14 protein-coding genes are annotated in these 14,713 nt (G+C 39.4%); 1 reads left to right on the top strand and 13 read right to left on the bottom strand.

Annotation, left to right across the window (positions count from 1 at the left end):
* From lpxB to J7R13_RS07225, 13 genes are all read right to left on the bottom strand, one after another.
* Complete coding sequence (lpxB, locus tag J7R13_RS07285) at positions 1–1,206, bottom strand: lipid-A-disaccharide synthase (RefSeq protein WP_208438103.1); 1,206 nt, start codon at positions 1,204–1,206, stop codon at positions 1–3.
* Positions 1,199–2,071: an LpxI family protein gene (locus tag J7R13_RS07280; RefSeq protein ID WP_208438102.1), complete on the bottom strand. Its 873-nt coding sequence runs from the start codon at positions 2,069–2,071 to the stop codon at positions 1,199–1,201. Before J7R13_RS07280 ends, lpxB begins: the two co-directional genes overlap by 8 nt.
* Positions 2,072–2,103: 32 nt before the next feature.
* On the bottom strand, positions 2,104–2,898 hold the full coding sequence (lpxA, locus tag J7R13_RS07275; protein ID WP_208438101.1) for an acyl-ACP--UDP-N-acetylglucosamine O-acyltransferase: 795 nt from the start codon (positions 2,896–2,898) through the stop codon (positions 2,104–2,106).
* Between the two features lie 23 nt (positions 2,899–2,921).
* Positions 2,922–3,389 (bottom strand): 3-hydroxyacyl-ACP dehydratase FabZ, encoded by a 468-nt coding sequence (fabZ, locus tag J7R13_RS07270; protein WP_208438100.1) that lies wholly within the window; start codon positions 3,387–3,389, stop codon positions 2,922–2,924.
* Between the two features lies 1 nt (position 3,390).
* Positions 3,391–4,437 carry a UDP-3-O-(3-hydroxymyristoyl)glucosamine N-acyltransferase gene (gene lpxD, locus J7R13_RS07265; RefSeq protein ID WP_208438099.1) on the bottom strand — a complete coding sequence of 349 codons (1,047 nt, stop codon included), beginning with the start codon at positions 4,435–4,437 and terminating at the stop codon, positions 3,391–3,393.
* A gap of 64 nt (positions 4,438–4,501) precedes the next feature.
* Positions 4,502–6,898: an outer membrane protein assembly factor BamA gene (bamA, locus tag J7R13_RS07260; protein ID WP_208438098.1), complete on the bottom strand. Its 2,397-nt coding sequence runs from the start codon at positions 6,896–6,898 to the stop codon at positions 4,502–4,504.
* Positions 6,899–7,104: 206 nt separating this feature from the next.
* Positions 7,105–8,247: an RIP metalloprotease RseP gene (gene rseP, locus J7R13_RS07255; RefSeq protein WP_208438097.1), complete on the bottom strand. Its 1,143-nt coding sequence runs from the start codon at positions 8,245–8,247 to the stop codon at positions 7,105–7,107.
* Positions 8,248–8,262: 15 nt separating this feature from the next.
* Positions 8,263–9,078, bottom strand: a complete 816-nt coding sequence (locus J7R13_RS07250) for a phosphatidate cytidylyltransferase (protein ID WP_208438096.1) — start codon at positions 9,076–9,078, stop codon at positions 8,263–8,265.
* A gap of 732 nt (positions 9,079–9,810) precedes the next feature.
* Entirely contained in the window at positions 9,811–10,371 is a 561-nt protein-coding gene (gene frr, locus J7R13_RS07245; protein ID WP_007551964.1) for a ribosome recycling factor, read from the bottom strand.
* Positions 10,372–10,402: 31 nt separating this feature from the next.
* The gene (gene pyrH, locus J7R13_RS07240) at positions 10,403–11,128 is read right to left on the bottom strand and encodes a UMP kinase (RefSeq protein ID WP_208438132.1); all 726 of its coding nucleotides are present in this window, start codon (positions 11,126–11,128) and stop codon (positions 10,403–10,405) included.
* A 157-nt stretch (positions 11,129–11,285) separates the two neighbouring features.
* Complete coding sequence (tsf, locus tag J7R13_RS07235; protein ID WP_208438095.1) at positions 11,286–12,209, bottom strand: translation elongation factor Ts; 924 nt, start codon at positions 12,207–12,209, stop codon at positions 11,286–11,288.
* Positions 12,210–12,319: 110 nt separating this feature from the next.
* On the bottom strand, positions 12,320–13,093 hold the full coding sequence (rpsB, locus tag J7R13_RS07230; RefSeq protein WP_208438094.1) for a 30S ribosomal protein S2: 774 nt from the start codon (positions 13,091–13,093) through the stop codon (positions 12,320–12,322).
* Between the two features lie 158 nt (positions 13,094–13,251).
* Positions 13,252–14,076, bottom strand: a complete 825-nt coding sequence (locus J7R13_RS07225) for a cell envelope integrity EipB family protein (protein WP_208438093.1) — start codon at positions 14,074–14,076, stop codon at positions 13,252–13,254.
* A 144-nt stretch (positions 14,077–14,220) separates the two neighbouring features.
* Here J7R13_RS07225 and J7R13_RS07220 point away from each other — a divergent pair, with 144 nt between their 5' ends.
* Complete coding sequence (locus J7R13_RS07220; RefSeq protein ID WP_208438092.1) at positions 14,221–14,682, top strand: RidA family protein; 462 nt, start codon at positions 14,221–14,223, stop codon at positions 14,680–14,682.
* The last annotated feature ends 31 nt before the right edge of the window (positions 14,683–14,713 follow it).

Here is a 14,713-nt window from a genome sequence, read left to right as displayed (position 1 = left end):
TCAACGCTGTTTTATTTGTTTAGTCCTGTTTTTTAGAAGAGTGATAATCGTTTGCGCACCAACAACCCCGGATGGTAGTTCAGTCTTCATTTTTTGTTCTACTAATTCAAAAGCATCAAGTTGTGTCTGTCGCACTAAAGAATTATACAAAAGTTGTTCTATCTGCCTCGCTAACATTCCAGGGCGCAAAAATTCATTAAAATATTCTGGCACAAAAGGCTTATCAGAAATAATATTGGGAAGAGCAGCGCTCCATAACATTAATTTGGGAAAAATAAATAATTTAGAAAAGTGATCAAGTTTATAACAAAGGACCATGGGAATTTTTGCTAAGGCTAATTCAAGCGAAACCGTTCCATGGGCCGCAAGCGCAACATCTGCTTGTGCAAAAGCACGCCATTTTGCATCTTCACCAACAACAATTTCTACTTTGCTTTTCCAACCCTGTAAAAAATCACGGATTTTATCCACCAAATGTGGTAAAGTTGGCAAAACAATACGTAAATGAGGGATACGTTGTACAAGAATTTCTACTACTTCTCGAAAAACAGGCATTAAAGAGCGAATCTCTAAATTGCGTGATCCGGGTAGAATAACTAACGTGGGTGATAGTGTATGCTGACTACACAAATGTTTTTTTTCTGATTGGCGCTTTTTTTCTGCTTGAACAGTCAAGAGCAGAGGATAAGTTAAAAGGCGATGTCCAATATAAGTAGTGGGAGGACCACTCAAATCTTGCATAATTTTTTCTTCAAAAGGAAAAACTGCTAAAACATGGTCAACAAATTTACGCATAGTTTTAGCGCGCTTCGGCCGCCATGCCCAAACAGTTGGTGCAATGTATTTAATGATAGGAATTGAAGGCGCTAAAGCACGCACCTTTTTTGCAACACGATGGGTAAAGTCAGGACTATCAATAATAATTAAACAATCGGGTTGTTCTTGTGCGATAAATTTAGACAAATTGTAAATATGCATCAGCAGTGATGGCAGTTTCTTTAACACTGCACCTAGACCTATTAAAGCAATCTCTTGAGAATCAAAAAGGCTTTTTAAACCTAACTCCTTTAAATGCCTTCCACCAACACCAATCAAATGGATATTGCATCCTGTCTGTTCTGATAAACAAGAAATCAAATCAGCTCCAAGAAAATCACCGGATTCCTCGCCTGCAACAACAGCAATTTTTAAGACACAATCATTCATGATCAAACTTTTCAAATGTTTCTATAAACAGGGAATATTTGTTGGCTTTTTCTACTGTCGTTTGCACTGATAATATCAGACTTTTATTTGCTTCCACTGCAATGCCAAACAATCCACTCTTTGCAACATTCATTATTGTCGTAGGCCCAATTGATGGCAAATCAACACGATGATCTTGTTGTGGTTTCGCACATTTAACAAGAACACCACCCTTAGGTGGAATTTGCCCTCTTTCTCGCATTTCGCAAACCCGCCATAGCATATTATCAGTTCCCTCTGCTCCCTCAACAGCAATCACTCTCCCATTAATAGCCACAGCTGCTTGCCCTATATCTAATCGACCTAAAAGCTTTGCTGCTTCTGCTGCTAAGAAAATATCTTTTTTCTCTTTTCGCGTCGCTCGTCGTAATGTTAAATTAAATTCTATCGGAGCTAAAAGATCTGGTACTATCTCGTGAGCACCAAGTACATAAAAACCGTGCGCTTCAATAACCCGTATAAAAGCTTTTAATAACGCATCATCTCCCCCCCTCAAAGCCCAGATTAACTTAGGGAGGGCTAAAAATGTTGTCCAATCGAGTTGCAATTGCGTAAGAAATGGCCGTTTTTTTACCCCACCTGCCAAAACAATATTACAAATTCCAGCTTCCTTTAAGACTTTAACAAGTCGCGCTAATTCTACAATTGATAACTCGCAATGCTCATAGCCATAAAGCACAGCATCTGCCTCATCACGCAAAAGTACAAGAAAAGGATTTTGTCCATTCTTCTTAAGTTCTTGAGCAACAGCGATAGGGAGAACACCATTTCCTGCTATGATAGCAGTACGGCCGGAAAAAACACTTCTGGCACCAGAAACAAGCATTTTTAGTCCTTATTTTGTTTTACTCTATCACCTTAAAATTTAGGTGTACAATAAAAACGTTTTCCTTCTTCTCTGATAAAATTAACTACATCAATAACAGACTGAGAAGTGGAATAGAAAGAAGCAACATCGTTGACACGCTCTTTAAATGGCTTGCTATGATCAAAAAGCATGGCAACTGCATGACGTAGTGCATGAATATCCTTACGGTCAAGACCAGCACGTTTCATCCCAATAATATTTAATCCAGCAAGTTTTGCCTGCACACCAACAGCTGTTCCATAAGGAATTAGATCACCAACCAATGCAGATACACCACCAATAAATGCATAATGCCCAATACGAACAAACTGGTGAACAGCGGATCCACCACCAATAATAGCGCAATCACCAACAGTAACATGCCCCGCAATCATCGCATTATTCGCAAAAGTCACATTATTCCCTACATAGCAATCGTGGGCGACATGAGCATAACAAAAAAATTGACAATTATCACCAACAATCGTCATTCCCGCACTTGAGTCAGAGCCTCTATGCATCGTTACGCCTTCACGAATCATACAATTTTTACCAATAGAAAGCGTTGTATGACCTCCTCTATGTTTATTATTTTGCGGTTCTGCCCCCAAAACTGCATGTGAAAACACTTTACTATTAGCTCCTAACGTTGTCTTCCCCATTATCACAACATGACTCATCAAACTGCATTCATCACCAATAATAGCATCTGCACTAATATGACAAAACGGTCCAACTCGTACATTCTCACCAAGCTGCGCTCCCTTCTCCACAAGAGCAGTTGGATGAATTTTTGTACCGGACATTTTTAAATTCCCATTAATATTGTTTACTCTTTTTCAATAATCATTGCAGCAATTTCCGCTTCAGCGACACGAATATCTTCTACTTTTGCAATACACGAAAAACGCCTCATACCAGATCTCTTTTTTAAAAGCTGAACATGAATCTTTAGTTGATCGCCAGGCACAACCGGCTTACGAAATTTCGCATTATCAACAGTCATAAGATAAACCAAATTTGTTTGCTTATTCCCTAATCTTAAAAGTGAAATTGCTCCCGCTGTTTGCGCCATAGCCTCTAAAATCAAAACCCCAGGCATAACCGGCTTCACGGGAAAATGCCCCGTAAAATGTGGCTCATTAATCGTTATATTCTTAATACCAATAGCTTCTTGCTCACCATCAATTTCAACTATACGATCAATCAATAAAAATGGATAACGATGTGGTAATATTGATAGCAATTTTTCAATATCTACAGCTTCTAAATTTTTAATTTCTCCGGGGTTGATCATATTAGCGTTTCTCCTTTTTAACTTTGCCAATACTACGCAACGCCGCTACTTCACGAAACCACTGCTTGAATGGTCGTGCCGGACTTCCTCCCCATTTTTCTCCATCCGGAATATCATTCATAACACCACTACCAGCAGCAATCTGAACACATTTACCTATTACGATATGATCCGCTACCCCGACGCTTCCGCCTAGTTGAGACATATCACCTATGGATGTACTTCCAGCAATTCCACATTGAGCAGCAATAAGACAATAGCGACCAATCTTCACATTGTGGGCAATCTGTACCAGATTATCAATCTTACTCCCTTCACCAATAATAGTGTCCTCAAATGTCCCACGATCAATAGTTGTATTTGCACCAATTTCTACACCATCTTCGATGATAACACGGCCAAGCTGTGGAATTTTTTCAATTCCAGAAACACTACCAACATAACCAAAACCATCTTGCCCAATGCAAACACCGGGATAAAGCTGAACTCTATCGCCTATCAAAGAATACTGAACTGTTACCTTGGGGGCAATATAACAGTCACACCCAATACGACAATTTTCTCCAATAACAGCCGTAGATGAAATAAGAGTCCCTGCACCAATTTCAACATTTCGTCCAATAACAGCTCCCGCTTCAATACATACATCATGTGCAAACTTAGCACTTGGATGAATATGCGCATGCGGTGAAATTTCTCTCTGTCCAAACCAAGGCATTGGCTTGACAGAATCAGGAAATAAGATGCGACCGATTTGGGCAAAATCACGCTGCGGTGTAGATGTCACCAAAATTGCCATAGATTCAGGAACTTTAAAAACGATTTCATTTGTACAAAAAACAGCAACAGCAGAACTCCCTGCTAGAGCATCAGAAAATTTTCGATGCTCCACAAAAACAAGAGAACCTTCTACAGCGCTCTCAAGTGAAGAAAGAGTATTTATAACTGTGTTAGAAAACTCTGGATTAAGAAGTTTTGCACCTGTCAACTCCGCAACGTTAGCAACTGTCAATCGCCGGGACGGCGCAAAAAAAAATGTATCCGCCATCAAAAAACTTTCTCTCCCAGCCTAATCCATTCTCTTTAAATTTTTTCCTCTAAAAAAATCCAAATTAGAACTTCGTAGAAATACCAAAGTTTAATTTCTGCAGACGATCACCTTTCTGCTTTGTTATTGGCCAAGCATAATCAAAACGCAGCGGTCCAAATGGCGAATCCCACATCAAACTCACACCTGCAGATGAACGCCATGCACTTTTGGTATTTATAACCGGTGCCTCACCCTGAAAAACGGGTTTATAATTATTGCCATAAAGCGTTGCAATATCCGCAAATAAAGCACCACGCAACCCTAATCCCTCAGGCACAACAGGTATAGGAAACTGTACTTCAGCGGTCGCATTCATATAAGTTGTTCCCCCTAAGAAATAAGCTTCACCTTTATTGGAAATTTGGAGTGGACCTATTCCGTTGTATTTGAACCCTCGGATCATATCAGAATTCGCTTTAAACATATCGAAGATACGAACACCGTCTCGGCCTATTTCGTGAATATATCCTGCCCCAAAGGAAAATAAACCGACAAGATCCATCTGTTCAGAAAGCGTCTTGTACATCATCGCTTTACCAGTTGTCTTTAAGAATTTTGCCCTCCCCCCAAGTCCTGCATACTCCTGAAGAACACGCACGTACCACCCTTCATGCGGGTTTTTCATATCGTCGATAGTATTATAAGTCAAACCATAACTAATCGATGAACGCTTCCAAGGGCTGTGCTGTGCTGCTTGAACAATTGCCCCAGAATACTTCCCATATAATTCTCTTATGTCAGCCTCTTTACTTAAATCATATTCTTTACCAAAATCATATTCTTCCTGCACATAAGAATAAGCTAAATTAGCAGATAATTGATCATTAATAGGCATCGCAAACCGAAGTGATCCACCTGTCTGTCGGACATCATATGCTTTATCAGCACGGTAAGTACTACGGAAAATATCAACACCCGCAGATAAGCGATAACCTAAAAAATAAGGGTCAACAAACGACAAATTGTAATTACGGGACTTTTCTTGCCCAGCACCTAATCCCAAACGAACATACTGACCACGCCCTCCAAGATTGCGTTCGGTAACAGACACCTCAAGCGACATACCAGGGCTTGTACCACCCGTTGTATATCCTCCAGACAAAGAAAGATCTCCTGTCGAAGCTTCAACGACATCTATAACTAAGGTAACCTGATCAGACTGATCTGTGGGAACTATTGAAATATTAACGGCTTTGAAAAAGCCTAAACTTTCTAGACGACGCTTTGCCCTCTGCACCAAGGTTTGATTGTAAGCATCCCCCTCATTTAAATCAAGCTCACGACGAATAACATAATCACGAGTCTTTTCATTGCCGCGTATTTCAATGCGCTGAATATAAGCTCGCGGACCTTGCTCAATGTTATATAAAATTGAAATTGTATGATTTGCCAAATCGCGATTTCCCCGTGGCTCAATTTTAGCAAAAGCATACCCCGAATCAGCAACCTTATTATTGATAATTGCAACAGACTGTTCGATACTTTCTGCGCTGTAAATGTCACCTGACCGAGTTTTAAGAATCCCTTTTACAGATTGAACATCAATCCCATCAATATCGCTCTCAACTTGAATATCACTAATTTTATAGCGCACGCCTTCATCAAGAACAAAATAAATTTTATATGTATTACTCGCTTCATCAAAAGTTGCTTTAGAGGAAACAACGCGAAAATCTGCATAACCACGATTATAATAAAAGCGACGTAGAGCTTCTTCATCAGCAGCCAAACGCTCTTCACTATAAACATCCCCACCCAACAACAATGAGAATATTCCTGAAGGCTTTGTTGAAATCACATCACGCAGACGGCGGCTTCCAAAAGCGTGATTCCCCTTAAAAATGATATCATTAATCTTTGTCTTCCGGCCTTCAACAACATTGAACACCACATTTACGCGGCCTTTTCCTAAGTTAATAGTCTGAACGGTAACAGCGACATTATTACGACCAACTGTTTTATAAGCTTCACGAATCGTATTCATATCCGCTGAAAGCTTCGCAGAATTGAAAGGCTCATTTGGTTTTAAAGAAATAAACCGCTTAAGATCAGGATCCTTAAAAGATTTATTTCCCTGAAATAATACCTGATTGACTACCTCATATTCTTTGACGAACACAACTAACTTATTGCTAACCTGATTTATTTTAACATCATAAAATAAGCCTAATCCGAAAAGACGCTTCACCGCAGCATCGACATCGCCACTGGAAAAGCTCTGTCCAGCTTTAATGCCTATATTGTCGCGCACTACCTGAGCACTTACAAACTTATTTCCACGAACCTCAATAGAATGGACCACAGATGCCTGTACTTCTCCAACCATCACAGTTGACATAAAGACTGTTGCAGGAGCAATTAAGCCCATCCCTAACACCAACACAGATGCTGCATTTAAAAATTTCGAACTCGTAGTCATTGGCTTTTTTTACCTTATCTTATTTCTTGGACATGATGCCTCTAAAAGCTAACCGCCATAACAACCCTTTATTTCATAGCGAAACTTTTTACCACTTAATTACTCATTATAGCAAACGATGCCACAACATTTTGTGGACATGGTAAACGACCTTTAATCCATTCTTTCTATTATTACCCAATTTATAAAGTGTTTTCCATAATTTATTAGCTAAACCAACAAAAATAATCATTAAAGAGCGCAAAGATCATAAAGAAGAGGACAACCAAAGAACCTAAGCGAAAAAAAATTTCCCGAATTTTAGCGGATATTGGCTTCCTAGTAAAAATCTCAATAACGTGAAATAATAAATGCCCACCATCAAGTGGAGGAAGTGGAAAAAGATTAATAAGCCCGACACTTATCGAAAGAAAAGCTGCAAAATTCAACAAAGAGATAAAACCTGTTTCACTCACTTTCCAAGCAATTTGAATAATCTTAGAAGGCCCACTCATTTGACAACGATCTTCTTTTCCCCCTATTAAACGACTCATAAGAAAAATTGTTCGGGTAACAATAGATGTGGCACGTGCTGACGCTTCTTTTGCAGCTCTTACAAAATCGTAGTTAATATGTTTTACATAAGCTGGATCTAAACGTGTAGGATTATCGGGATCAACAGGAACTCCTACACCTATCATGCCACTTTGAGTCCGATTACCAAATCCATCATCTCTTTCAATCACTTTTGGCGTGATCACCGTCGTAAATACCTTCCCCATACGCTCTATTTTAAACTCTATGGGATCTTCACCATGTAAAGTCACATAATTCATCAGATCTTCAAAACTTTCAATCCGTTGACCATCCATTTCAATAAAACGATCACCTCGTCCTAAACCTGCCTGAAAAGCAGGAGAATCTTTTACCAAAGAACCAACAACCGGTTCAATGGCTACACGACCATACACAAAGAAAAAAAATGTTAAAATAACAATAGTAAAAAGGCCATTAAATAAGGGACCCGCAAAAACAGTTGCTGCTTTTTTCCAAGCATGCGCACTAGCAAACGATCCTTGAACATCCGGAGAGGACTGGAATGATGATACATCTTCTCCATCCCCAATAAACCTCACATATCCTCCTAAGGGAATAAGTGCTAAACGCCATTGCGTGTCGTGCTTATCTGTATACCTCAATATTTGTGGTCCAAACCCAAGCGAAAAAACTGATGCCTTAATACCACACCACCGCCCAATGAGATAATGCCCAATTTCGTGCACAAAAATGATAATCATAACAACGAAAAGAATACTCAAACTTCTTAAAAAAAAGTTGCCCATCGTGATCATATGATCTAAAAATTCCAAAATATCGCCTCCCAATTAAACTATACAAAAGAGATTGAAAGGTGTATCTATACCAGACATAAATGAGCCAATTAAATAGAGGAGAAAAGCAGCCCCTACCAATCCATCCATACGGTCCATAAATCCACCGTGCCCAGGCAATAAAGAACTAGAATCTTTAACAGAGAACCGCCTTTTTAGCCACGATTGCCCTAAATCACCCAATTGCGAACAAATTGATAAAACTAAAGCAAGGAATGGTATAAAGAAACTCGTTAAATTTACGTCAAAAAATCGAAAAGCAACCAATAGACCGCAAGAAACTCCGACAACCGTACCACCAATTGCCCCTGCCCATGTTTTGTTAGGAGAAAATTGTGGTGCTAATTTAGGTCCACCAAATGCACGTCCGCAAAAATATCCCGCAATATCTGTTCCCCATACTATCGTAAACAAGAAAATAACAACCTGGAATCCTAACGTTTCATGTCCCCGTAAAAAGGATACAGCTACAACCGGAAAAGATGCATATAAAAAACCCCAAAAAATCCAACCACTCTTCTCCATAGGCCCAATAGCTAACACTGCTGCAAAAACTATCAAAACACAAAAAATCAATGAAGCAGATCCACTCGATAACAAAAAAGAGCCAAAAACCAAATAAAAAATACTCGCTAATATTTTTTGTGAATCACGCCACTTTTCTCTAGTGATACTAATCCATTCATAAAGAATAAAACCGCCAATAATCCATACAAACAAAAAAAAGAGAAAACCTCCAACCCATGTTATACACAAAGCAATAATGCCAAAAACAAAAGCCGTCAGAGTACGATAAACAAGATTAGACAAAATAATACCCAAAAAATAAAAACAAAAAATACAAGCTCAAAAATCGATGCAAACAGAGAGTTTTACCATGCAGTATTTTCATATTCATATTCATATTTTTGCAAAATTTTTTACAATTGACCACAAACGATCCGACATACTAAAATGGCTCAAAAGTTTACGTACCAAGATCAATTCTTAAAATATGTTTCCAAACACTACCATTCAACCTTTAAAATAAGAAAGCTGCAGCCCACTCTCTATGTGAATAACAAACCCTAGGCCTGATATTTGTTTCGTATATAAGCGCTCTTCTATCAAACCAGCAGCCACATGAAAACAGATTACCTAAAACAATGATCATCTGACCTATACGACCGCATCTTCCATAACGGAAAGTAAGAGCAAGATTAAGGCATTATCCCTTGTATCCCATTCTTCTCTAATATTTGCTATAGAATATTTAAAAATCTTCAGTAATCAAAGCATTTTCATTACATAACAAAACAATCTTTCATTGTCCTGCTACATAACCTGCTCTCGTAGAGAGCCACATCTAACGCACAGATAAAGATCTAAAAATATCTATCACTTCAAATCAATCTTGTCCTTATACTTTAGAATTGCGACAAAACGCAGCCACCACATCCCCCTGCATTTCTATCAACAGCATACACAACTCCTTACTCTCGCTTATAAAAAGATGCTACAGAATATAAATAAAAATATTTTTCTTTTAACGACAAAATCGCCTTAAACATGCATGATCTCGGATTCTTTCACGGCCAAAATCTTATCAATATCAGCAATAGTCTCATCCGTGAGTTTTTGAATTTTTTCAGATAAGCCATGTGCTTCATCTTGACCAATTTCACCTTCTTTTTCTAATTTTTTTAAATTATCCATGCCATCTCGACGAACATGGCGGGTAGCAACACGTGCTTGCTCTGCATATTGATGTGCAATCTTTACAAGTTCTTTACGGCGCTCTTCATTTAATTCAGGTAAAGGAATACGCAAATTCATACCATCTGTGATAGGATTCAATCCAAGACCAGAGTCGCGAATAGCACGCTCTACAGCTCCTACCATCGTTTTATCCCACACCGAAACTGAAAGCATCCGTGGTTCAGGAACAGAAATATTTGCAACCTGATTTATATGTACAACAGAACCATAAGCCTCAACTGTTAACGGCTCTAATAAACTGGTCGAGGCGCGCCCTGTCCGCAAACCACCTAATTCATGTTTAAAAGCGGAAATAGCACCATCCATGCGACGTTTCAGATCATCCATAATCGATGTAATACTCATATCTCTGTCTCCTTCAATTACACCTTGAAGCTTATCCTTTTTCTGATACTATTGTAAACCGTCCCGTGCCATTTAATACCTTTGCTAAACCACCTTTTTCATGAATGGAATATACAATAATTGGTACATTGTTCTCACGTGCTAAAGTAACCGCTGTTGTATCCATAACGGACAACCCCCATTGCAAAATCTCCACATGTGTTAACTGGTCAAAACGCTTAGCTGTAGGGTCTATCTTTGGATCTGCAGAATAAATACCATCGACCTGCGTTCCCTTCAGAAGAACATCTGCACCAATTTCTGCTGCACGTAAAGTAGCGGCAGAGTCAGTGGTAAAAAAAGGATTACCCGTACCCCCAGCAAAAATAACGACTTTTCCTTGATTCATATAACCTATTGCTTTACGCTGTGAGAAGCTCTCACAAATTTGTGGCATAGCAATCGCAGATAATACTACCGTTTCGACCCCTAATTTTGTCAACGATGTTCGCAACGCTAAAGAATTAATAGCAGTTGCAAGCATTCCCATATGATCACCTGTCACACGATCTCCACCATGCGAAGCAACAGCAACACCGCGAAAAATATTTCCCCCACCTATAACAATAGCAACCTCTACCCCCATCGCCCGCACTTCAGCAATATCAGCAGCAATACGATCTGCAACGAAAACATCAATTCCAAAGCTTTGCCCCCCCATAAGGGCCTCACCAGAAACCTTTAAAAGAATACGTTTATACTGTAGCGCTAATGTCATTGATAATCTCCCAAAAAGCACATTCACTTTTTGCTTTCGACACACCAAGGGCACCACTTTATCACGTGACACCCTCTCAATAATCATACTTTCTCCTATCAGCGATTGTATAAATCAATGGTGTGATTCTAAATCTCTGACAATAATCTACAAATAGCTATCCTTTTGCAGCCGCTGCAACCTCTGCAGCAAAATCAGAATTTTCTTTCTCCACACCTTCTCCTAGCGCAAAACGAATAAAACCTGTGATTTTTGCCGGCGCACCAATGGATTTTTCAGCATCCTTTAAAGCCGCTTCAACAGTCACGTCAGGATTCATAACAAAAGCCTGAGAAAGCAAAACAACCTCTTCGAAAAACTTACGCATACGCCCTTCCACCATTTTTTCAATGATATTTTCAGGCTTTCCAGACTGACGTGCTTGATCTGAAAAAATTGCTTTTTCACGTTCAACAGCAGCAGCATCAACATCTTGTGCTGTCAGTGCTAACGGATTGGTTGCCGCAATATGCATTGCAACCTGCCGACCAAAAGCAAGAGCAGCCTCTTTATTTCCTGTTGTTTCAATCGCAACCAAAACACCAAGTTTGCCAAGATTATCAGCCACACTATTGTGTATATAAGTAGCGACTACACCATTCTCAACAGAAATTTTAGCAGAACGCCGAAATGCCATATTCTCACCAATGGTACCAATAGCATCTTTAATTGTAGCCTCTACAGTCTTTTCAGAATTAGGGTAGAGAGACGCTGAAACAGCGTCAACACATCCTTGCGTACCCAAAGCAGCTGTTGCCACATTACGTACAATGTCTTGAAATACATTATTGCGCGCTACAAAATCTGTTTCTGAATTAATTTCAACCAAAACTGCGCTTGAATCCTTTGATGCAATTCCGATCAATCCCTCAGCAGCCGTACGACCCGCTTTTTTATCTGCTTTGGCTATCCCTTTTTTACGAAGCCAATCAACAGCAGCCTCCATATCCCCATTGGTTTCCGCCAGTGCTGCCTTACAATCCATCATACCAGCACCTGACAATTCCCGAAGTTCTTTTACTTGTGCAGCAGTAATACTCATATTTGCCTCTTTATCCTGTAACAGTGAAAGCGTGCAAAAAGAAAAACCTTATGCACGCCTATAACCTCTTCTTTAGAAAATTAAATAGCCCAATAGGCACTTTCTTAATATTACTCAGAAACTAGAACCGCATTTTCCAAAACAGGTTCCACAGGCGCATCAACTTGAGCCCCTAAATCCACACCCATTGTACCTTGTTGGCGAGCAATACCATCAAGAGCTGCACGAGCAAAAAGATCACAATAAAGAGAAATTGCACGTGACGCATCGTCATTACCTGGAATTGGATGTGTAACATTATCAGGATCGCAGTTTGTATCAATAATAGCAATAACCGGAATACCCAAACGTTTTGCTTCTTGGAGTGCAATATTCTCTTTATTTGTATCAATAATAAATATAAGATCTGGAACAGATCCCATATCCTTAATGCCACCAAGTGCACGATTAAGTTTTTCACGATCACGTTCAAGATTTAAACGTTCTTTTTTAGTAAAACCTTGTGCTTCAGCAGCGAGGATTTTATCCAGCTTACGTAAGCGATATATTGAATGAGAAATCGTTTTCCAGTTTGTGAGCATCCCGCCAAGCCAACGCGCATTAACATAATATTGTGCTGAACGATTCGCGGCATCAGCAATAATGTCAGATGCCTGCCGCTTCGTACCAACAAAGAGAATGCGGCCACCCCGTGCAACCGTATCTGAAACAAGTTTAAGCGCTTGGTGCAAAAGAGGAACAGTCTGAGCCAAATCAATAATATGAATATTATTACGCTGACCGTAAATGTAGGGAGTCATTTTGGGATTCCAGCGATGAGTCTGGTGGCCAAAGTGTACACCTGCTTCTAAAAGCTGATGCATAGTAAAGTCTGGTAGTGCCATAATTTATCCTTTCCGGTTTAACCTCCGCGGAAAAAGTAGGGAAACCTACTACCGGCGGACGTTTGCTAGATTTTCTTCGCAAACACCCAAACTCCGCGTGTGGAATATTGTGAACATACTAATATTTGATTCTTTTTCAAGTTATTTTCTGCAATCACTTAATGTTTACATTGATTAAGATCTTTTCCAACTTCGAGAAATTCAAGACTACTCAATTTTGCACGCACTGAAAAAGTTCCATAATCTATATGAAGATCACGCATAACACCGCTTTCATATAACAGAAAACTGGTGCGATAGACTGGCAAACCATCTTTTTTTTCTACATCATCAAAATAAGAAATCGTAACGGGCCAATATTCCTCTTCATCCAATTTTCCCATTTTTCCCGTTTCAGAATCAAAGAAAGGAAGATTCCTTTCTCCAATGATCACACTTTCTTTTTTGACTTTGTCGACTTTATCCGTTCCATCAAATACGGTAACGTGATAGAAATGATAACCTGCTTTCGCATGGCGGATGATATTCTTCAGTTGCATAATTGGAAACTCGGCCATTGCAAGCTTGTATTCTTTTTCCTTTGGCTTTTTTAGTTTAACTATGATCCCATCTTGGATACGTTCAGCTACACCTTCAGAACGATGCGCAACCTCTTGCCCAACTTGATCTGTAACACTAAAATGAAATGTACGGCTATCACCTGTTTCATAACTCGTCGTCTGTTGATCCGTTAAACGCTCCGGCATATCTTCAAGATGAATACGGCTAATAAAACGAAAACGTGTGGTATAACCCTGACATGCCGACCCCGTCAGTTCGTAGACCATTCGCCCTGACATTCCCGAAATTGTCATGTCATGAGAAACACTATCAAGCTGAAAATCATAAATTGCCCGATGAGGTGCAATAAAAATAGACTCTTCTGCTTTCGCAATACATAGAAAAACAACATATAAAATTATTATAAATAACGATCTGATCATTCCCAACTTCCAATTCTATCCCCGTTGCATAACATCATACAATAAGGCAAAAAAGGACCACCCCTCAATTAACCACACATTTCCTTAAATCAAAAAATAGTTTATGCAATTGATGTATTATAGAACAGCTATGGAGTTTAAATTATGACCAACACGATTGAAAGGCATTTAAAAAAAATTGGAATCACTCTTCCTGAAGCAACGCAACCCATTGCCAATTACGTAACAGTCTCACAAAGCGGCAACCAACTCTTTATTTCTGGACAGCTCCCTCTTTTTGATGGAAAGCCAATAGCAACTGGCAAAGTTGGTGCAGCTGTTAGCACTGAACAAGCAAAGAAATCAGCAGAAACCTGTGCGCTCAACATACTCGCACAAATCAAGGCAGCTCTGGGTGATTTAAACAGAATAAAACGTGTAGTAAAAGTCACTGTTTTTGTTGCCGTAGATCCTCATTTTACCGATATCCCTCTTGTCGCCAATGGAGCTTCTGATTTATTCGTCAATATCCTTGGTGAGACTGGGAAACATGCCCGTTCTGCTGTTGGTGTTTCCTCTCTTCCAATGAACGTTCCAGTAGAAGTGGAAGCCATCATAGAAGTCTAAAACCCTCATCAATAGCAACACGCCTTTATAA

Source organism: Bartonella taylorii 8TBB, from assembly GCF_902825155.1.
Taxonomy (GTDB): Bacteria; Pseudomonadota; Alphaproteobacteria; order Rhizobiales; family Rhizobiaceae; genus Bartonella; species Bartonella taylorii_A.
Note: the sequence above shows the minus strand (reverse complement) of the source record. Positions and strands in the feature narration are given on the sequence as shown.

Coding starts and splice junctions, on each gene's coding strand:
- lpxB (WP_208438103.1), bottom strand. CDS start 1,206: ATGAATGATTGTGTCTTAAAAATTGCTGTTGTTGCAGGCGAGGAATCC.
- J7R13_RS07280 (WP_208438102.1), bottom strand. CDS start 2,071: ATGCTTGTTTCTGGTGCCAGAAGTGTTTTTTCCGGCCGTACTGCTATC.
- lpxA (WP_208438101.1), bottom strand. CDS start 2,898: ATGTCCGGTACAAAAATTCATCCAACTGCTCTTGTGGAGAAGGGAGCG.
- fabZ (WP_208438100.1), bottom strand. CDS start 3,389: ATGATCAACCCCGGAGAAATTAAAAATTTAGAAGCTGTAGATATTGAA.
- lpxD (WP_208438099.1), bottom strand. CDS start 4,437: ATGGCGGATACATTTTTTTTTGCGCCGTCCCGGCGATTGACAGTTGCT.
- bamA (WP_208438098.1), bottom strand. CDS start 6,898: ATGACTACGAGTTCGAAATTTTTAAATGCAGCATCTGTGTTGGTGTTA.
- frr (WP_007551964.1), bottom strand. CDS start 10,371: ATGAGTATTACATCGATTATGGATGATCTGAAACGTCGCATGGATGGT.
- pyrH (WP_208438132.1), bottom strand. CDS start 11,128: ATGACATTAGCGCTACAGTATAAACGTATTCTTTTAAAGGTTTCTGGT.
- tsf (WP_208438095.1), bottom strand. CDS start 12,209: ATGAGTATTACTGCTGCACAAGTAAAAGAACTTCGGGAATTGTCAGGT.
- rpsB (WP_208438094.1), bottom strand. CDS start 13,093: ATGGCACTACCAGACTTTACTATGCATCAGCTTTTAGAAGCAGGTGTA.
- J7R13_RS07225 (WP_208438093.1), bottom strand. CDS start 14,076: ATGATCAGATCGTTATTTATAATAATTTTATATGTTGTTTTTCTATGT.
- J7R13_RS07220 (WP_208438092.1), top strand. CDS start 14,221: ATGACCAACACGATTGAAAGGCATTTAAAAAAAATTGGAATCACTCTT.